This is a genomic window from Flammeovirga sp. SJP92, from assembly GCF_001583495.1.
In the GTDB taxonomy this organism is placed as follows: domain Bacteria; phylum Bacteroidota; class Bacteroidia; order Cytophagales; family Flammeovirgaceae; genus Flammeovirga.
In genome coordinates, this window is sequence record NZ_LQAQ01000123.1 from 41138 (window position 1) to 62109 (window position 20972).

Consider the following 20972-nt stretch of genomic DNA (forward strand, 5'->3'; position numbering starts at 1 on the left):
TCTAATTTATTTTTTGTGAGTACAACGCTAAAAAACGTGTTAATAGTGGTTCAATTAAAAATTTTTTGAAGGAAGTAATCGCAAAACAATAAATAGAATTAGTATTAGATAATTTTGAATTTGTACTTATACCTTGAATTACAATTTATGAAAAACTCATAAAAAAAGCACAAGCCTCCGCAAATGCGAGACCTGTGCTACACCGTTTAGTTTATCCAATACTTTTTAGGAAGTTAAAAAATTGATTAGTTAGTTTTACCATTAATGAATATGCGTATGTTGATGTCCATGATGGTGATGATGTGGTAATTCAACCTCGTAATCAAACAGCATATCGCTCATCTGATGATGGTCGGCGATAGCATAATGTTCAAAAAGGGTTTTAACACCTCCTTGATTAATAACCTTAGCAAATACACCATAATCACCGCCATAAGTGGTAGCAGGATTGTTGGGAATCCTTGTAATGGTGTGCACATGATTGTAATCTGCTCCTCCCCCTCCGAGAGCATTCTCAGAATTGTATTCCACCCATAGGTAGGGGTTGTAAATTCTATAGTAAAAAGGAGATGTTGTAGAAGGTTGATCCACTTCATCAATCCATACAAAATAAGTTTCATCTATATTGTTCATTATATCTGTCCACCAAGCATCTGCAAAAGTTGTTTCCATATTGTAAACATACTCCTGCATTACCAAAATTAAATTGGCTTGTGTTTCAGCAGACATATCAGAATATTTTACACCTGTTCCAGCAAAGCCAGAATAATCATAATCTCCTCTATAAGGGTCAACATCTCCTGGAGTGTCGGCTGGTCCTACTTCCATAGCATGGCTACTAGAAGAAACAGCATCTTCGATCTCATTTGAAGTTAATCCATTGTAGAGTGTTAGAGCTAAATCTCTCTCATCTTTGAAGATGTCGAAGTCTGTACCATTGAAAGAAGAAACAGCTGGTTCACCCCCTAAAAATGCCGGAACCATGCTGACATTGTCTCCATGTACAAGGAAGTTGATGGCTAAGTGATGACCGTCTAATTGAAATCCCCATGAACCACTGTTTTCTGGATCACCAAACATGTCAATAGAATAATAATCAGGGCTCCAAGCTTCGGCATTTTCTGTTTCCAAAAGTCCCTCCGCCAGCACCGTGATCTCATCTACTTTCTGATAACCACCATCACTTAAAAACAATTGTAATAAGGTTTTAAATAAAGTCAGTTGTTCTTCAGACAGCTCACCATAAATGATTCCATCTCTTTGAGTGCCATTGGCATTCGGAGTATTGTGCCAAGTATAGAACCTCTCATCATCTAAACAAGTGGAAGCTTCAGAGAGTAATGAAGCGGAAAGAGAATTTCTAAAAGCAAGCATGGCCTGACGCATCGCTTCAATCTCAGCATTTGAGGATTGTGCAACTTCGCCTGCTGTGTCACAATCTGAACTGCTACTTCCTCCGGTATCATCTGTATCGTTATTATTGTTCACATACCCTTCAGGTTGTTCACAAGCAGATTGGGTTACATCAGGGTTACCAAGCCCGTCATTGTCATTATCTTGATACCAAACTGTAGCAGTACAATTATCGTCACTAGTGCTTTCGCACGATCCCAAAAGTAAAGTTCCATAGAAAAAGAGTAAGGCAAAATTTGAAAGTTTCATTAAAATAAAAAGTCTAATAAGAAATAAGCTTTAACTATTCATAGAAGAGCTGATAAAGGTATTTGTACCTATTGTTGGTAATTTTTCTTTGAGTCTTAAAAAGCAGTAGGTGAAATGATCCTTTATTGTTTTTCAAAATTAGTAGGTGAAAATAGAATCTTAAAACTGAAATACAGGAAGGAAAGGTTTTGTCACTTTTTTGAAGTAAGAAGTATCTTTTTGTTGATCACAACAATGCTAATGGTCAAGTTATTAAACTATAAAAAAGGATAATATGCTCAATCTTTGCATAAATAGAATACTTCGTTTAGCTTTGAAGAATTATTCAAAGAATAATAATTAACAAACTATATGCTCTCTAACGCTTACTCTACAAAAAGATTACTGGTATTGCTATTGTTCTATTTCTTTTGCATTGAAACCACTTTCTCACAAAGTTTTTCAGAACAATGGTCAATGGGTGCAAGTGCCGGCACCGGAATTTTATACCGATACAGAGGTGGTAAATATCAACCTGTAAAAAAAGAATTTCCTGATGATGGTTACAATCAAAAACTGATTTACACAGGAATGTTTATTAGTGAATTTTACTTGCAGAAAAACACGATCGGGAACCGAGATTGGGAACACATTTATAATTACCCCAGCATTGGCTTTAAGTTTACTTATGCAGATTATAGTGTTCCTGATGAACTAGGAAAAAGTTATGCAGTAACAACCTACCTCGAATATACTTTATCTAAAAAAAGGAAACATAAGTTTACTTTTTCAGCGGCAACGGGTTTATCGTACATTGAAAAGAAGTTTGATTTAGAAACAAACCCTTTTAATTATGCGATCAGCAATCATTGGAATTTTTGTCTTGATCCTACATTTTCTTATCATAGAACCATTTATGGACAGTGGGACTTTGTCGGTTCATTTGGAATTCGGCATTTGTCAAATGGACACCGATCTGTACCTAATAATGGAATGAATAACTTTGTTTTTACAGTGGGAGTAAGGCATTGCAGTGGTTATGAAAGAAAAACAATAAGCAAAGAAGAACGGAAAAAAGCTCTGGAAGCCTTGCCTAGAAAGCGACCTTGGCACTTTTCTATTGTGGCTTCAAAAGCGGATCGTAAGGTTCTTCAGATAGATAGATCCCATCAAATAAGGTTATTACAGGCTTCTGTATATAAGCAAGTAGGGAATCTTGGAGGTGTAATATTAAATTATGATTATTTTGAGTATACTCAGGATGCTTTGTGGAAAGATTTAAGAGTATTGGATCATCATACTAAAATAAAACCAGAAACAATAGATCCAGTAAAAATGGGTTTAAGTTTAGGTTATGCATTTAATTTTGGGAAAAGTGTAGAGTTTAGTCTTAGTTTAGGGCACTACATTTATGATCCACAGCCAATTGAGGGACAGGTGTACACAAGGTATTCTTTAAGGTATTTTTTATTGAAAAGAATAATTATTCATACTGGTTTAAAAGCAAAAGGTGCCGCCTCAGTGCTTGCTGACTTTGGATTGGGAGTAAGAATATAACATAACGTTTACGATGCTTTGGGTCCTCTTCTTTATGATTGTCTTCAAATTTGATAGTAATATTAGAGTTAATCGGAGTGAAAGATGAGGTGATTTTTAATTCCAAAACACTATTCCTCAAAAGCCTATTCTTATAAAGAAAGGTGTTGCTAGTAACTTGTTGAGAAGTTGAACTATCTAAAAATAATCTAAAATTCTAGGTGATCATTTTTATGTGTAATTACTTTAATGTTATTAGTTATCCAATACTCTTTTAATGTATTAATAAGTAGCTGTAAATCGTTTTCTGAATTAATTGCAAAACCGAATAATAAACCATAGTTATTGGGGTCTTCAGCTGAAAAAGGTTCCAAGAACAAATTACCATAAATCATTTTTCTCATTACGAAAACACTTCCAGAATCAAATTTATATTCTACAAGGAACTTAGAACTAGTATAACTATTTGGGAAATGAACTATAAATTCTCCTTTCTTATTATCTTCAAGAAAGTCGTACAAATGAGAGAGGCTTCCAAGTAACATAGTTGTCATAAGGGTACTTTTTTCTTTTTCATTTGCTGGTACAAAAACACCTTTACTGAAATTCTTAAAACTTAATAAATGTCCCACTTCTTTTTCTGAAGTAGAAATCACCAAATTGTACTTTTGTGTAAATTTTTTTATTTCTCTTTTCTTAAATTGACCGTAAATATTATTTGTTAAAATTAATTGACTAATTAGTAATACTATAGTAAATAGTTTGCTTGTAAATTTTTTTATTTCTCTTTTCTTAAATTGACCGTAAATATTATTTGTTAAAATTAATTGACTAATTAGTAATACTATAGTAAATAGTTTGCTCATATCTATTATTAAATTCTTGTTATCTGATTTAGTGTAGAAAGATTCTTAGTGCGAATATCTATTTTTTTATTACAAAATAAAATAGCCCACAAGTTTTCACTTATGGGCCATTCCAATTTTATATTAAGAACCGACATTAAGGGATCTTGTCCGCCTCAATTTCTTTTGCGTATTGAGAAGGAAGAACTCCAAATTCTTTCTTAAAGCAGTTTCTAAAATATTTCAAGTCATTGAACCCAACTTCATACGTTACACCACTGACGCTAAATCTGCCAAGTTTTAGCATTTGTGCTGCTCGTTTCAGTCTAATATTTCTGATAAAGCCTTTGGCGGTCTGACCAGTGAGGGCTTTTAATTTCTGATTCAAACGAAGTGGCGTGGCACCATATTCTAGTGCCAGTTTTTCTACGGTGAATTCAGAATCTGAGATGTTTTCTTCTACAATTTCAACCAATCTATTCAAGAATTTCTCATCAATTGTAGTAAAGGTAATTTCACTTGGCTGAATGTCAACATCTACTCTGAAGCGTTTTTGTTGATTACGGCGGTTTTCGATGATGGTGAAGATTCTTGCCAGTAAAACATCCGAGTTGAATGGTTTTGTGACATAGGCATCGACTCCATATTCATAACCTTTCAGCTTGCTTTCTTCTGATTTTTTAGCCGTTAATAGAATGATTGGTAAGTGACAGATTTGATTGTCTTCACGTACTTTCTTTGTGAATTCATAACCGTCCATTACCGGCATCATTATATCTGATAGGATTAGGTTCGGCATTACTTCTTTGGCTAATTCTAATCCTTTCGAACCATTTTCTGCTAAGAAAACATCATAATTGTCTTTTAGAAGATCTTTCAGTAACTCTCTGATCGAAAGGTTATCATCAATCACTAAAATTTTTGCTTTAGTAGAAGTCTCTAAATATTCTTCGTCTTCAATTAATGATTTTGTTTCTTCCACAGGAGTTTCTTCAATGTACTCACCTTCATAAGCGTCATCATCAATAGGGAAGGACAAGAAGAAAGTAGTACCTTTGTTCAATTCACTTTCGAGTGTAATATCACCGTGGTGTAGGTCCACCAAACTCTTTGTGAAAGCAAGACCAATTCCTGTGCCTCTATGACGTGCTCTTTTTAAGTTATCCACTTGATAGAAACGTTCAAATAAGTGCTGTTGCCTTTCTTTCGGAATACCAATGCCCGTATCCTGTAAAGTGATTACAATACGTCCATTTTCCTGTTTGATACTCAAATTGATTTCTCCTTCAGTGGTGAATTTGAAAGCATTTGAAAGCAAGTTATAAAGTATCTTTTCCATCTTGTCTGAATCAATCAGACCATGGATATTGTCTTCCGTTTTATGGAAAGTATATGTTATGTTGGTTTGTTCAGAAAACTCCTTGAAAGAAAAATAAATCTGTTCAATAAACGTATTCCAATTTCCTCTGGTCAAGTTAAGTTTCATTTTTCCTTGTTCCACCTTTCTGAAATCCAACAGTTGATTGACTAAACGCATCAAGTGCTGAATATTCTTATGGATCAATTGGTAAGATTTGTCTCTTTCATACTCAGAAAGCTCTTTGCCTTTTTTGATCAATTGCTCTATTGGAGTATTGATTAATGTCAGTGGAGTACGCAACTCATGAGAGATGTTGGTAAAGAACTGCATTTTCAATTGACTTAAATCTTCCAGTTTTTCATTTTCAAACTTCACCATTTCCAGCTGAGATTTTTTTCTTGCTGTGATGATAGTAAATCTTGAGAAGAAATACACAAGACCAACAAAAACTACAAAGTACATCATTTTAGCCCACCAAGTCATCCACCATGGAGGAAGAATAGTGATCTTCAAGTCTATAGGATCTGATTTCCAAATGTTATCACCATTAGAAGCCTTAACCATTAAGGTATATTCTCCTGGATAGAGGTTAGTATATTTCGCTTCTCTTTGCATGGCGTCTGCCGTGATCCAGCTTTTATCCAAACCAACTAGTTTGTATTTATAGCTGTTCTTGTTAGGTGAAGCATAATGAAGGTAAGCAAACTTTACAGAGAAGCTATTCTGATTAGCATCCAAAGTAATGGATTTTGTAAATCGGATGGATTTCTGTAAAATATCGTTATCCTCATCAACAGGGTTGATGACATTATTAAGAATCTTCAATTCTGTAAATACTAAATCTGCGTTAGTGATATCATCTACGATTTCATGAGGATTGAAAACATTGATGCCATTTACACCGCCAAACACCAACTCTCCACTTTTACGTTTGCAGGCCGTCAATTCACCAAACTCATCATCCTGAAGACCATCACTTACATCAAAGTTTTTAATCATTCTACTTTTGATATTGATCTTACTGATTCCTTTGTTGCTCGACACCCAAACATTGCCATAATTATCTTCTAAAATGGCTTTGATGGCATTATTCGGAAGTCCTTCATTGACCGTTATACGTTCAAATTTTATGTTATTGATATCATAATTGGCCTCCACGATATTCAATCCACCACCTAAAGTTCCTACCCAGATTTCTCCACTGGTGGTCTCGTAGATAGGAAGTACATAGTTATGGCTTAGTGATGTATCGTCGTCATCGTCACTGATAAAAAGTTTAAACTCAGGAATATTATTATCTTTTTCCTCTTTAGGAATAATGATTAACCCCTGATTACTACCTACCCACAAGTTACCTTTACTGTCTATTAATAGACTTCTGATGACTTCAAAAGGGTCTTTATATTCTTCCGTTTGCTGAATATCAATTTTATTCCAAAGAATAGAATTATCTTTCTGCAATGTACCTCTTGTCAATCCTCCGCCATATGATGCCAGCCAAATGGTAGAGTCACCGTCTGTTTCAATAGAGAAAACAGAATTACGAAGGTTGGCAGGGTGGAAAGATGAACTGTCCCATAAACGTTTTTCAAGTAAGTGGGCTTTATCGATGGGAATGGCCAAGGAACGAAGCGGATAACCTACACCAAAAATTAATTGATTGTTCCATTCCTCAATGTCATACACCATATTTTGCCCTCTTACACCATTGGCTACATTGATTTTTTTGAATTCCGTTGAATTAGGTTCCAAATAATTTAAGCCATCTCCTTCAGTACCTACCCAAAGCCTTCCATAAGAGTCTTCAAAAACAGATCTCACTTTATTATACGATAAACTGCTTTGGTCTCTCTCTTTTTTAATGTGTTGGAACTTCTTTCTTTTCGGGTTGTACTTTTTTATACCGCCACCGTTGGTACCAATCCAAACAATACCCGTTTTGTCTTCATAAATAGTGTGGATGATATTGGTATTTAGGTATTCATCTTTGTCATAATGCTCCAAAACCACAAGGTTCTCTTTTGGTTTGTTGAATTTCATTCTGAAAAGACCTTGTCTTGTACCTGCCCATATATTATTGTGATTATCACATAACAAAACATCGCTACGCAATTCAGATAATTTTTTGAAATGAAAATCTTCTGGGTTGTCACCATCTCTTGTGACCTCATAGATGCCATTATAGTAGGCAATGATCAGAGCATTATCACTTTCAGAAAAACACAAAATACCATTATTCTTACTTGCTGTATTAGGGTAGCTTTTAAAAGTACCATAGTCTTTAGTACCTGTAGGAGGGATAAACTTCTGTAAACCTTTCAGTGTTCCAATCCACATTGTACCTTCAGCATCTATGTAAATATCACGAATATGATCCTCTAAAAGACTCTCTTTGTTGTGTGGATTCGCCTGATATTTATTGACTTCAATCTGATCTTGATTTAAATATTTTTTCTGAACGCAGTTCAATCCTTTAGAATTACCAAACCACAGGTTACCCTGAGCATCCAGTACCATTCTGTTCGCATTATTTTTAGTAAATAGCTTTGGCGTTTCTTTAGAGTTCATGAAAGATGTAAATTCTTCTGTCTCTACGTTGAACCTGCAAATACCTGCATCGGCCGTTCCTAGCCATAAATTGCCAAAATGATCTTCAACAATTCTATTAATGATATTGGAGGGGATATTATGGGTGTTTTTTCTATAATCTTTGAATTCATACCCATCAAAACTACTGAAACCATCATTAGTACCAATCCATAGTAAACCCTGACTGTCTTGATAAAGGCAATTAATATCATTTTGCGACAATCCATGTCGGGTGGTGTAATGATTGAAGATTAAATCTTTAGTGTCAGCATAACAGGTTACGCTCAGCAATAAAAATGCGAAGAGTAAATGGTGTAGTAATAATTTCATCCTATAAATTCAATTTCATTAAAAAAGTATCTCTATCACCGAGATGTGTCGTTCTGTTAGTGCAATAAGGGGACTTTAGGAGTTCCTCCCCCTTAAAATGAATATCAAATAAGCTACTTAAACTGTTTTTTGCAAAAATACCCCACTTTATTTGTTGCAAAACCCTCTCTTTTGGTAAATTAAAAAACACCCCGCTTCCTTAAACTGCATAATTTAAGAAAGGGGGTGTTTTGAATTTGTTGAAACAAATAATTTAAATTCAGTAGAAAATTATAGAGTTTGATTATAGATTGTCATCCAAATTCAGCTTGTAATCATGAGCACCTTCGGCAAAGTTACTTTTGTAAACATCTGTGCCTGTTCCCCATTTTTTCCAGTTTACTTCCACTCGGTTATCCCCAATTACAATATTGATTAATTTCTCTTTCATTTGCTGTGCAATCTTCTGATATTTTTTATTGAAGGCAAGGTTATTAACCTCGTTGGGATCCTTCTTCATATCGTATAAACAAGGGTCTAAATCTTTATAGCTGGCTGTAGTGGCCCATTCCATATCTTTACCTCTTACCTTGTTAGGCCTTGTTTGAATAGAGAACATAAAACGTTCAGTTCTGATAAATGCTCTTGGGCCAGTAACAGCGTGGCTTTCCCCAATGATATAATCTCTTTTTGGAGCTTCCTCAGCTACAACTTTCGCCATATCCAACCCGTCAAGATAATTGAATTCATCACTATTAATAGCAGCACCTCCCGCTGCCAAGATCGTCGGCGCTACGTCTACAAACTCAGTGAAATCTCTTACCACTTTTCCTTTAGGGAATTTCTTTTTGTCAGAAGATACAACTATGATAGGGTTGTGTACATCAATGTCCCATGGAGAGAACTTAGACACAGAACCATGCTCATTCAGTTTCCAACCGTGATCACCACATACATAAACGATCAACCATTCTTGATTTTTGCTTTCGCTGTATTCAATAAAAGCATCAACAGCTTCACCAATCAATCGGTCACCATAAGCACAGAAAGCATAATAATCCTGTACCATCTTTAGTTTTTCCTCTTTTGTGAAATGATCCGAATACCCTCTTCCTACTTGTTTTTTAAGCTGTTTAGGCATCTTATCCATTTCATTTGGATCTAATTCAGGAATATCATAATCATACTTCTGGAAACGCTCTCTATAATCTTTTGGAGGTAAAACAGGTGTATGAGGAAAATCAAAACCGATATGGCAGAAAAGAGGTTTTGAATCATCAATACCATCAAATGTTCTGCTACCTATAGTATAAGTTGGTTCCTTGTTTTCTAAATATTCTTTGAAGATACTAGCATAGTAACCGTCACGAGTTTTTCCAGCAGGCTGTGAACTTACACCCGAAAGAATACCGCCAGAGAAAGGAGTTTGAGGTCCTTTTTTCTCATTATAATGTCTTAAGAGATCATATTTATCATAAGCTTTTTGAGCAGAACCTTTATATTCTGGCTTCATTGCTTCGAGCTCTTTAGAAATGTAGATTTTGTCACCATTTTCATCCACAAAGAATTCTAAGTTTTTGATAGGTTTTTCTAACTTTTCACCTTCTACTTTAGCGGCCCATTCTTTACCATAATCCGTAAAACCATCTTTATGTAATTGTTTGAAGTCAATATCAGTTTCATAGATCTTATGGCCTTTTGTTTTACCATTTTTCATCAATTCTTTGATTCTAACCCCAAGCTTACCAATATGTACCGTTTGATACCCCAAAGCTTTCATTTGCTCTGGCAAAGTAGGTTTGAAATGTTCTAAAGAGTTATTATAATATTCAAATTCATATACTCCCGAACGGAAAGGATACCTTCCTAAATGCATTGATGTTCTAGAAGGAGCACAACCTGCTGCCTGACAGTAGGTGTTGATAAAAGTAGTTCCCATTGAAGCCAAACGGTCCACATTTGGAGATTCAACATACCCTAACTTACTGTTTTTCTTACCTGTAAGCATTTTGTTGAAAGCCTGCACAGAGTCGTGTCTTTGGTCATCAGTCAAAAGCCAAAGGACGTTGGGCTTTTTTTGTTGTGCCATGGCTAAGTTGCCAAAACACAAGCAGAGAACCATGAAAGAGTAAAAAGCTGTCTTTTTCATTTCATTGTTAAGTTTTAAAAAAGTGAACTGTACAAATCAACAGATGATGAAGTAGTCACATCTTATACCATTAAGTATTAAGACCTTAATAAAGATAGTTCATGTATTGATTTGCTTGAGTACCGTAGTCACGTACTCTTTATATTTAATGAAAGCAAGTTAGATTACTTAATTCAGATCCTTAGCCAAAAATAAAGTATAAGTAGTGGGGGATATTGGAAGGGGGGAATTTAAATGTTAGAGAACCTTAAAAAAAAATTAATGTAAATAAATGTTTTTTTTACGAATAATCACCTAATTTTGATAGAGATAGAAGGGGTAGTTCTTTTTTCAATTTACCATTTTTTAACTAGATGATCTCTCCCCCTATTTTTTAAACGTAAAATACGCACTTTTATATGAAAATGATTACTACAAGCACGTTTTTGAAGAGTATAACTATCCGTAAGTTGCTGTATAGTGAGGTTCTTTTAAAAGGGTATGATTTATTATGATAATCCCCTCATTCCTCTAAAATCCTTTAAATACAGATTTATTTATCCCCCTATTTATGAACAATTTGTTTTAAAGAATTTTAAAAGACCAAACTAATTTTGATGTATGAAATGAATGTTCAACTTATTACACAAAAGCAGACTATGTGGAAATGTGTTAAACTGTCGTTTAGTCTCCATAAGGTATTGATCTTATTTCTTATGGTAGGTGCTATGCTTTCAGTAGAGGCTTATGGCCAGAAAAAGAAAAATGTTATTACAGGTAAAGTTTTAGATGAAAATGGATATCCTTTGCCTGGAGTAAATGTCGTTATTGAGGGAACAACACAAGGTAGTGTGACCAACTTTGAAGGAATTTATAAACTTATTGTTCCAAACAAGCAAACAGTTTTAAGATTCTCTTCAATTGGCTATCGCGACCAACCAATCAAAGTAGGAGATCGCATTGTGATCAATGTCAACATGGAATTGGATGTGAAAGCATTGGATGAAATTGTTGTAATTGGTTATGGTGAGCAAAAGAAAAAGGAAGTAACCGGAGCCGTAGGAAGAATGGACGGCGAGGAATTACTTAAAAATGCCACTTCTGACATGGCAAGTGCCTTGCAAGGGCAGATTGCTGGTGTAAACGTTCAGGCTTCATCAGGTCAGCCAGGTGCGGCGGCCAATATTATGATTCGTGGTCTGAGTTCAGTGACCGGTTCTAGTACACCTTTATATGTTGTGGATGGTGTTCCGTTTGACGGCGATCCGGGATTATCACCCAATGAAATTGAAACAATTGACGTATTAAAAGATGCGGCTTCTGCAGCGGTATACGGTACAAGAGGTGCAGCAGGTGTAATCCTTATCACAACTAAACAAGGTGAAGAAGGACAAATGAAAATCAACTTTGATGGCTACTATGGTATTCAAAAAATTACTTCGGGTGTTCATACTATGAACTTTGAAGAATACATGTACGCTGAAAATCTTAAGTTGAGAAACTTATTTCCAGATAACAGTAAGGAAAACTTCTGGACACCTCTTCAAGAAAATGCATCTTCTTTTACAAGAGATACTAATATGTCTGATGTCATTTTGATTGATAATGCACCAGTTCAAAACTACAGCTTAACGGCAACAGGTGGTCAAAAAGGATTCAGATATAATATTACAGGTAACTATTTTTCTCAAGATGGTTCTGTAATTAACTCTGGTTTTGAACGATTGAGTATACGTTCAAACTCGGTGTATAAGAAGAAGAAATTTACTTTTTCAACAAACTTTTCTTTGAAAAGAGAAGAGAGAAAATATGTTCCAGTTACTTTATTAACAGATGCCTATAGATACAAACCTTACCAACAAGAAATCGACCCGAACGAAACAACTACAAATATTGACGATGACAATGACAACAACGTTCAAAATTTAGCTTTTATTCAAACTAGGTTACAACGTGATGATTCAAGTGTTTCTAATCAAGCGAACTACAACTTCAAGTTGGATTATGCTGTGATGAAAGGCTTAAAATTGTCGACTCGTTTTGGTGGTAGTGTGACGGAAGATACTCGTACTTTAATTGAGCCAATTATTCAAGCTTACAACAGACAAGGTGAATTGGTATCGATCAATAACTACAGATCAGGTGTAAGACAGACAAGTGGCAGTAGAGATAACTGGTCTTGGGAATCTACGGCAAATTATACGAAACAGATCAAAGGCCACAACTTTAAATTATTAGGTGTGTTCTCTTTAGAAAGCTATAATTACAACTCTTTCTTTGGATCTAGAAAAGATTTGATCAGTAATGAGGTAACTGTGATTGATGGTGCAACTTCTGATAACTTGGCAGGCAACCAAACAGGCTACTTGCAAAACAGAACGAACAACTTAGTGGGTATGTTAGGTAGATTCCAATACAACTACAAAGGACGTTACTTATTGAGTGCATCAGTGAGAAGAGATGGTTCATCTAGATTTGCAGAAGATTATCGTTGGGGTCTTTTCCCATCCGTTTCAGTAGGTTGGAACGTAGCGGAGGAGAAGTTCTGGCAAAATAGTGTTGGTGAAACTGTAAACACTTTCAAGTTTAGAGGTTCTTATGGTACTACAGGTAACCAAAACTTCTTAGATTACAGCAATGTAGCCAATATCACATTATACAAAGATGCAGTATTTGGTACAGGTGGCACAGAAAACTTAAGTTCAGGTGCTTCTCAAGTGGACTTTGCCAACGCAAATATCCAATGGGAAACTACAGTACAAACTAACATTGGTGTTGATTTAGGATTCTTCGATAACAAATTGACAGTAACTGCAGATGTTTATAATACTGACAAGGAAGACATGTTATTCCCAGTATTGATCCCTTCATCTACAGGTGGTGGTTTAACGCCTCAAGTAGTATTGAACGTGGGTAATATGAACAACAAGGGTATGGAATTTTCTGCCAATTATAAGCATGTAAGTAAGAAAGGATTCAGCTGGAACGTAGGTGCAACTTATTCTAAAAACCAGAATAAGATCACTAAAATGGCCGGTACGAACAAAGAGTCTTACATGAAAGGTAGTGAAGCGATCACACTTGGTAGTAATCATGCTGATAAATTGTCTGTCTTGAAAGAAGGTTATGAAGCAGGCGCTTTCTTCTTGATTCAATCAGATGGAATTTTAAGAACACAACAGGAAGTTGATGAGTACAACGAGAAGTTCAATGTAGGTGCCAAGTTAGGTGATTTACGTTTAGTAGATCAACCAACAGTTGATACTACAGGAGATGGCATTCCTGACTCTGGTGATGGTATCATTGATGACCAAGATAGAGTGTATATGGGTAGTGGTATGCCTGACTACGAGCTAGGTTTGAACTTAGGTGGTTCTTTTAAAGGATTTGACCTTTCAGTACAATTCTATGCGGCAATTGGTGGTGAAGTAATCAACGGTAATAAGGCTTATGCATATCAGCAAGGTGTTCATAAAGACATGGTATACCAATGGTCTGAAGCTAACTTTGATTCCAACATTCCAGCAAATAGAGGTGGTAATCACGCCAACTATAGAGGTCGTAATGATATCTACTTAGAGGATGGTTCATTTGTTCGTTTACGTAACGTAACATTAGGTTACCAGCTTCCAAATACACTAACAAAGAAAATGGGAATCAATAAATTGAGATTCTATGCAACTGCTATCAATCCATTGACATTTACAAATTACACAGGTTATGATCCTGAAGTAGGTAACAATGGTTTGAGTACAAGAGGTATTGACAAAGGTACTTACCCTGTAACTGCTTCGTATCGTTTCGGTTTACAATTTGGATTCTAATCAGTATTAAAGCAATGAAAAATAAATTATATAAAGTTATATTAGGTGGCTTGTTGGCCTCAACAATGTGGTCTTGCTCAAGCTTTTTGGAAGAGAAAAACCCTAATGCACTAAACTCAGACGACTTCGGCAGTAATCCTGAACAATTGAATTCAAGTCTAACTGCAGTTTACAGTACTTTCAAAGAGAAAAACTTATTGGCAATTTCCAATGAGGTAAGACGAGATGACATGTGTTTTGTGGGAACACAGGTTGCTCCTCTAACAGGTGATGAATTCTATCATAAGACGTACAACTCTTCAACGGGTATTATTGCAGAAAGATGGGCACGTATTTATAAAGGTATTTTTAGAACGAACCAAGTAATTGCGAATTATTATAAAGTCTATCCAGAAGAAGAAGAGATGGATGCTAATGGTGAGGAAATTGTAATTACAGAAGAAAATACTCACCGTTATATACTAGCTCAAGCTCGTTTTTTTAGAGGTCTGTTCCACTTCTGGGCTTACAACTCTTTTAACGAAGGAAGAGTAGTGAAATACGATTTTGTTCCAACAGCAGAAGAGGATTTCTACCAAGCTCCTTTAGAGCCAGCAGAAATGAGAGAGTTCTTCAGAGGAGAATTAGAGTTTGCCATGAAAAATTTACCTATCTCTTGGGAGTCTCAGCATTTAGGTAGAGTAACAGCGGGTGCAGCTTCAGCACTTTTAGGTAAAAGTTACCTTTATGAAGGAGATTATGAAAACGCCGCACTTTATTTGAAAGATGTAATTGATAATTATGGTTATGCATTGACTACTGATTTTCTTGATAACTTCAGAGAAGAAACAGAGTTTAATTCAGAGTCAATCTTAGAGATTAATTATTCAAGTAACTTCAATACAGAGTTTAATATCAATGATGATGCATCTACTTCCAATGATATCGTAAAATCATTTGTGACAAGAACATTTGGAGGTTGGGGTACATTACAGCCATCTTATTGGTTGGCATTAGCGTACAAAACAGACCCAATGGATCCTACAGACGCAAGAAACTACTACGTAGATGAGGATGGTGTTGAAAAATTAAAGCCTTATTCTCTAAGAGCATCTAACTCAGTAGTGATGATTGATGATATTGTTCCTTACTATCAAAGCTTGCCTTATACTTACGGAAATGGACTTTTCAATCAGAAACAAGCTTATTTCAAGAAGTATTCTAGATGGGAGACGAGAACTACTGAATTAGGAGATGACAATATTGCTCGTTCAGGTCTGAATATTACGGTCATCCGTTTAGCTGATGTTTATTTAATGTATGCTGAAGCAATGATTAAAGGAGGTTCTGATGCGGCAGGAATTGCTGAGGCATTGAAATATATCAATAAAGTACGTTACCGTTCAGCATTGGAATTGATTGGACCTTCATCAACAAGTGATTATGCAACATCTCAGCACAATGAGAAAACATATACAGCACAGGAATTAATGGAACACCTAATGTATGTTGAGCGTCCATTAGAATTATCAGTAGAAGGCAATTCAATCCGTTGGTTTGACTTGAGAAGATGGGGTGTTTTGGAAGAGCGTTTTGAAGATCTTGCACAACGTAAGTACCACGTGGATAAGTTTGTGACTCCAGACAATAAAAACATTTGGGCCTCAGTACTTTTTGAAGGTGACCATCCTGATGAAGCGAAACAACACTTGAACAGAAATGAGTTCAGTACTTCTGCAACGAATTATATTAAGTCATTGCATGATTACTTCCCAATACCAAGTGTTGAGGCAGCGTCAAATCCATACCTTAATTAATAATAAATAAGTACACAGGCAAGGCAAACCTATTTGTACTGTCTGTGTACTCATTACTTATCAATTTTTTGAAAGAAATGAAAAGATTACAATATATAATAAGTGCGCTTACATTATTACTTTGCTTGAATGCATGTAGTAATAAAGAGTATGAAGAGCCTAATGAGTTCTCGGATGCCATGTGGTACACGAGTATGTCTAACACTAACTTCAGCTACAATGACACAATGAAAGTAGGTTTAAACTCTTTTGTTGCATTTTCAGACTTGTCAAGAGGAGCAGTGGATCATGGTTGGACTATTCCAACAGGTGCCAACTTTTTAGAAGGTACAATTGAGAATACTGTTGTTGATTATACGCCATACATTGTCAACGAAGGAGAAACTTATTCTGAAGAAAAAACAATCAGTGTGTTATTTACAGAAGCATCCGGTAAGACTGCATCTGGTGAAGATTCTGTTTTTATTGTAAACCTTTACAACACATTTAGAGACTCTGTGTCTTTTGCAGGTATTGATACCATGGAGGCTGTTTTTGAAAATAACCTTTGGGTAATGGACAGAGATTTCTATGTGAAAGTATATGATACCATCACAGTTGAGATTGAGATTTATAGAGAGAATGGTGAGCAATTGGAGAATATCATGGATAGTACTACTACTTATGATATTGAATTCGGTGAGAAATTGATTTTCAAAGATGTGACAACAAAAGGTGAACCTGATGCACGTTTATGGAAAATTGGTGGTGAAGAGTTTAAAGATCAGGAAGTGGAGTACACAACAACGAAGTTGGGTAATCTAAGTGTAACTATGACTTCGAAAAGAGAAGATCAAAACTTGCCTAACACATCTAAGTTCTTCAATTTACCTGCTAAAATCAACGTGATTGCCTCTACAAAACCATTTGAGTTATCTGGTGAAGTAGAAGAGTTAGAAGATCAGACATTGAAACTAGCTTACAATGGTTTCTTCAAATCATTTACAAGTGCGGCAGGTAAAGACGCATTCTCTGTAACTGTAAATGGCACAGACGCAACGATTTCTTCTGTGGTAAGAAATGAAAGTAACTTTGCTGAAATCAATATCAAATTGGATGAAACAATTTACAGCAACGATGAAGTGATTGTAACGTATAAAGGAGGTTTAGAAGCAACAGATGGTAGATCAAGCTCTGGATTCACAAAAACTGTACAGATGCACAAAACACTTCTTATTGAGCCTCACGTTCCTTCATTAGAAGGGGATCAATATGTTCCAGCTACTACAACAGTTGATAATGCTGAAAACACAACATATGAAGAAAGAGTAGTAGATGGCCATAAAGTGATGTATATGGTAAAAACTTCTGGACCTCTTCAATTGGATGGTAAAGGCCTAAGATTTGACCTTAAAAATGGTGTTAAGTATAAGATTACTTTTAAGTTATGGTCAGAAGTTAATGCTAAAGGTTTCAAAATATTCCTTGCGGAAGATTCATGGTGGAGTGATCCAAATGTAGTCTTCAATACAAATGAGTTTGAAGGCAGACAATTAAATCAGTGGGAGGAATATGAGTTCGTTTATGAAAAAACAACTGCTGATAAATTTGGGGCTTACTTTATTTTGCAGTTGGGCAACAACGGTCCATACAGCATCAGAGATTTAAGTCTTGAAGTTTACGATGATCGACCTGAATAGTTCTAGCCTGAACTTTGAATCATAAAAAAATGAACAACTGGTGAATACTGGTTGTTCATTTTTTTCTGAAAACTATTATAGCCCTTCTTTTCATTTGATGTTCTAATTGATATTTGTATTATTAAATAAAAAACTTCTATTTTATGGTTTGAAACTATTAAAGCAATCTGTTTTTGTATATGTACTCTAAAAATATATTCCTGATTTTATTCCTATTTTTTGTTCAATTTAGTTGTAAGAAAGCTAACCAAAATCAATTTACCACTCTAGAATGTAATCCTGAACCATTACCGCTATACGATAGTATTGTCGGGACTATTATGGATGATCATGGAATTCCACTAAGAGATACTTTATTGGACCTAATTGAACGTAAAACAACAGTATTTCAGCCTTGTAGAGAGATGATTTATCAAACCAAGTTCAGTGATAAAAACAATGAGATTATTTCGAGTGGTAGGATAAAAATGATGGCTACGGGCCGAAAATGGAAGTTTCAACCTGAAAAACAAGTGGAGGTTGCACTTCAATATGAATACACAGCCGAGGATTATGAAAAATGTAAGGAGCATCAACTCAATACAAAATTAGGTTTTGATCACTGGATTAATGAAGCTACAGAAGGAGTAATTGAAAATGTAGAAAAAGTATGGATGCACCCTTTTAGGTTCAATCAATATACATTTACAGAAGTAGCGCCTTTTCCAGAAGTTATTTTTCCTTTAAGTATAGGGAAATCTTGGACTGGGCGATTGTCGCTTCAAGAAGGTTGGGGTGATTGGGAAAATTCATCTGGATCATTCAAATATAAGGTGGTTGCCAGAGAAAATATAGGAACAAAATATGCCGAAATACAAAATTGCTGGAAGATTGAAAGTAAGGCTACGTACTCTTTTGGAGAATCAAAACTGAACTATTGGTTTCATGAAGAATTAGGTTTTGTGAAATTCGAGTATTTAAATTATGGTCATCAAAAGCTGATGATTGAATTAGCAGAAGTACATTAATATGAAAACAATCAAATTTTTAATTTACATTGGTATTTCATGGTTTAGTATACATGAGTTATACACCATATTTGACGGGATATTTTCACAGCCTCAAAAAAGTGAATTTGCCATAATTTTTGGTAATACTGTAAACGAAGACGGGACATTGTCTAGACGTTTGGAGGAGAGAGTGAAGAAAGGATTAGAATTATATAAATCAAATACAGTAGAAAAGCTTTTTGTAAGTGGTGGATTGGGAAAAGAGGGACATTATGAAGGGCAGAAAATGGCGGAGTACTTGATCCATAAAGGTGTTCCTGCCAATGCTATTTTTATAGATGATGAAGGAAATACTTCTTGGCTGACAGCATTAAACTTTAAAAAACAATTTCCCAACTGTAAATCAGTAGTGGTAGTTTCACAATTCTATCACATTACCAGATCAAAATTAGCGTTTCGAAAAATAGATATAGATCAAGTGTCAGGAGCAAGTCCGAATTATTTTGAGTGGAGAGATTTGTATGGTTTGTTCAGGGAATTTTTTGGTTTTTATAAATATTACTTCATTCTCAGTTTTGATCATTAAATAGGTTATTCATCAAGTGAAATAAATCTTTTTATAGCGTATATATATTATAGCGTGTTGTTTATGTGGTAGATAACTATTTCCTTTTATAGGAGACCTAATTTTCAGTTGGCATAATTGCACTGTGTTACAGTAAATAATGTTCTAAAAATTAACATTAATTATGATAAATGATTAGTTAATAGAGTTGAATGTATCTAATTAGCAAGAGTACTATAACTAATTAAAACCAATTACCTTAGCTAATTAAAGGTGATTAAAACACTTTATCTAATGAGAAAACTAATAACTTCAATTCTATCCATTTGTATTATGCTGTCTTCTTGTACAAATGAAGACAAACCGGAACCTCAGCTTGAAGGAAATTTTAAACTCAATCTCTCTATCCTAGATGAAACCATTGTGGAAAAATCTAATGAGAGAATCTCAAGCGTATCAATCGATGACCTGCTGATCAGCATATATTCTGATGATTCAACAGCTGTGATTGAAGATGTTCCTTACAAGGATATGAGTAATGGAATTTTACTAAGTGAAGGCTTTTACAAAGTAGAAGTCAATTATGGAACACCAAATGATTTCGTATTTGATAATCCTGTCTATTACGGAGAATCAACTTTTGAGGTTCTTCCAGGCCAAATTTCGCAAGTAAATGTCTCTGTATCTCTTGTGAATGCAAAGATTAAAATTGTATTTTCAGATACTCTTCAAAGTTTATATCCTGATATAAATGTCACAGTTCGTGCAGATACAATTCATTCAGTTGTTATTGATAAGGATGTTGATCAAATATTATATGTACTTCCACAACATATATATTTAGATGTAAATTATGAGACTGACCCAGAAGAAAACTGGTTGACGTTTCAGATTCCTAATGTAAGAAAGAATGACTTTTACCGTGTTACTTTTTCAGCAGTTAATCAAGGTGGTAAATTCAGTTTAATTATTGAGGAAGAAAACATTATTGACCTCGATTTTAATGTTCCTGTTCAAGATGGATACATTTTACCAGTAAGTCCCGGAAGTGGTGACGATTCAACTTCGGTTGTTTTCCCTGATCATGTTGCACTAACTACGCAAGTAGGCTTTGATAATTTTGTTGAATTAGGAATTACTAAAATTGAAGGAAGTCTGAGTATCAATACTGATGAAATTACAGATATAAGTAGGTTATCAACTTTAAGAGAGGTAACTGGCCATGTATATTTAACAGGTCTTTCAAGTATTGTGAATTTAGATGGTTTTAGAAATCTGAAAAAAATTGGTGGTGACCTTCGTGTATATGGTCAATTCCAGACAAAACTTGATGCCTTTTTGAACTTTGCAGCTTTAGACTCTGTAAAAGGAGATCTTTACATAGCAAATCTTCCAGTAGAAGCAGAAAGCTTTGGTTTTTTATCTAATTTGAAATATGTAGGAGGAGACTTTGAAATTAGATCCTGCTATTTTCTATCATCCTTAACTGGTTTTGATGATTTAGATACAATTGAAGGTGATATAAATTTTGAAAATAATAAGCTTTTATCTGATTATTGTGATTTTGATCCTAATATTCTAATTAAAAATAGAGGTAGTTTTGCTTGTAGGAGTAATAAATATAATCCTTCAAGAACTTCTCTCGAAAATGGATTATGTAGGCAGTAAGTAATCATATTATTAAAATAAAAAGTCATCTTTACCTTATACA

General features: G+C 34.9%; 11 protein-coding genes. 7 read left to right on the top strand and 4 right to left on the bottom strand.

Annotated features, from left to right (window positions below; all coding sequences use genetic code 11):
- Positions 1–261: 261 nt before the first annotated feature.
- On the bottom strand, positions 262–1662 hold the full coding sequence (locus tag AVL50_RS32355; protein ID WP_082796106.1) for a DUF3500 domain-containing protein: 1401 nt from the start codon (positions 1660–1662) through the stop codon (positions 262–264).
- A 351-nt stretch (positions 1663–2013) separates the two neighbouring features.
- On the opposite strand from AVL50_RS32355, the gene AVL50_RS32360 reads away from it, so the two are divergent.
- The gene (locus AVL50_RS32360) at positions 2014–3198 is read left to right on the top strand and encodes an acyloxyacyl hydrolase (protein ID WP_157491795.1); all 1185 of its coding nucleotides are present in this window, start codon (positions 2014–2016) and stop codon (positions 3196–3198) included.
- A 188-nt stretch (positions 3199–3386) separates the two neighbouring features.
- Here AVL50_RS32360 and AVL50_RS32365 read toward each other — a convergent pair whose 3' ends face one another.
- The 3 genes from AVL50_RS32365 to AVL50_RS32380 form a co-directional block, all read right to left on the bottom strand.
- On the bottom strand, positions 3387–4043 hold the full coding sequence (locus tag AVL50_RS32365) for a hypothetical protein (protein ID WP_062622207.1): 657 nt from the start codon (positions 4041–4043) through the stop codon (positions 3387–3389).
- Between the two features lie 136 nt (positions 4044–4179).
- Positions 4180–8301 carry a two-component regulator propeller domain-containing protein gene (locus tag AVL50_RS32370; protein WP_062622208.1) on the bottom strand — a complete coding sequence of 1374 codons (4122 nt, stop codon included), beginning with the start codon at positions 8299–8301 and terminating at the stop codon, positions 4180–4182.
- A 283-nt stretch (positions 8302–8584) separates the two neighbouring features.
- Positions 8585–10429 (bottom strand): sulfatase-like hydrolase/transferase, encoded by a 1845-nt coding sequence (locus AVL50_RS32380; RefSeq protein WP_062622212.1) that lies wholly within the window; start codon positions 10427–10429, stop codon positions 8585–8587.
- A 605-nt stretch (positions 10430–11034) separates the two neighbouring features.
- On the opposite strand from AVL50_RS32380, the gene AVL50_RS32385 reads away from it, so the two are divergent.
- The 6 genes from AVL50_RS32385 (at position 11035) to AVL50_RS32410 (ending at position 20929) form a co-directional block, all read left to right on the top strand.
- Complete coding sequence (locus AVL50_RS32385) at positions 11035–14232, top strand: TonB-dependent receptor (protein WP_253764348.1); 3198 nt, start codon at positions 11035–11037, stop codon at positions 14230–14232.
- Positions 14233–14246: 14 nt separating this feature from the next.
- A complete protein-coding gene (locus tag AVL50_RS32390; protein WP_062622213.1) occupies positions 14247–16028 on the top strand; it encodes a RagB/SusD family nutrient uptake outer membrane protein in 1782 nt (593 codons plus the stop codon).
- 77 nt (positions 16029–16105) lie between these two features.
- Complete coding sequence (locus tag AVL50_RS32395; protein WP_157491796.1) at positions 16106–17707, top strand: hypothetical protein; 1602 nt, start codon at positions 16106–16108, stop codon at positions 17705–17707.
- 179 nt (positions 17708–17886) lie between these two features.
- Positions 17887–18714 carry a hypothetical protein gene (locus AVL50_RS32400; RefSeq protein WP_157491798.1) on the top strand — a complete coding sequence of 276 codons (828 nt, stop codon included), beginning with the start codon at positions 17887–17889 and terminating at the stop codon, positions 18712–18714.
- Position 18715: 1 nt separating this feature from the next.
- Entirely contained in the window at positions 18716–19282 is a 567-nt protein-coding gene (locus AVL50_RS32405; RefSeq protein WP_062622219.1) for a YdcF family protein, read from the top strand.
- A gap of 273 nt (positions 19283–19555) precedes the next feature.
- Positions 19556–20929 carry a DUF4493 domain-containing protein gene (locus AVL50_RS32410; protein WP_082796107.1) on the top strand — a complete coding sequence of 458 codons (1374 nt, stop codon included), beginning with the start codon at positions 19556–19558 and terminating at the stop codon, positions 20927–20929.
- Positions 20930–20972: the final 43 nt, after the last annotated feature.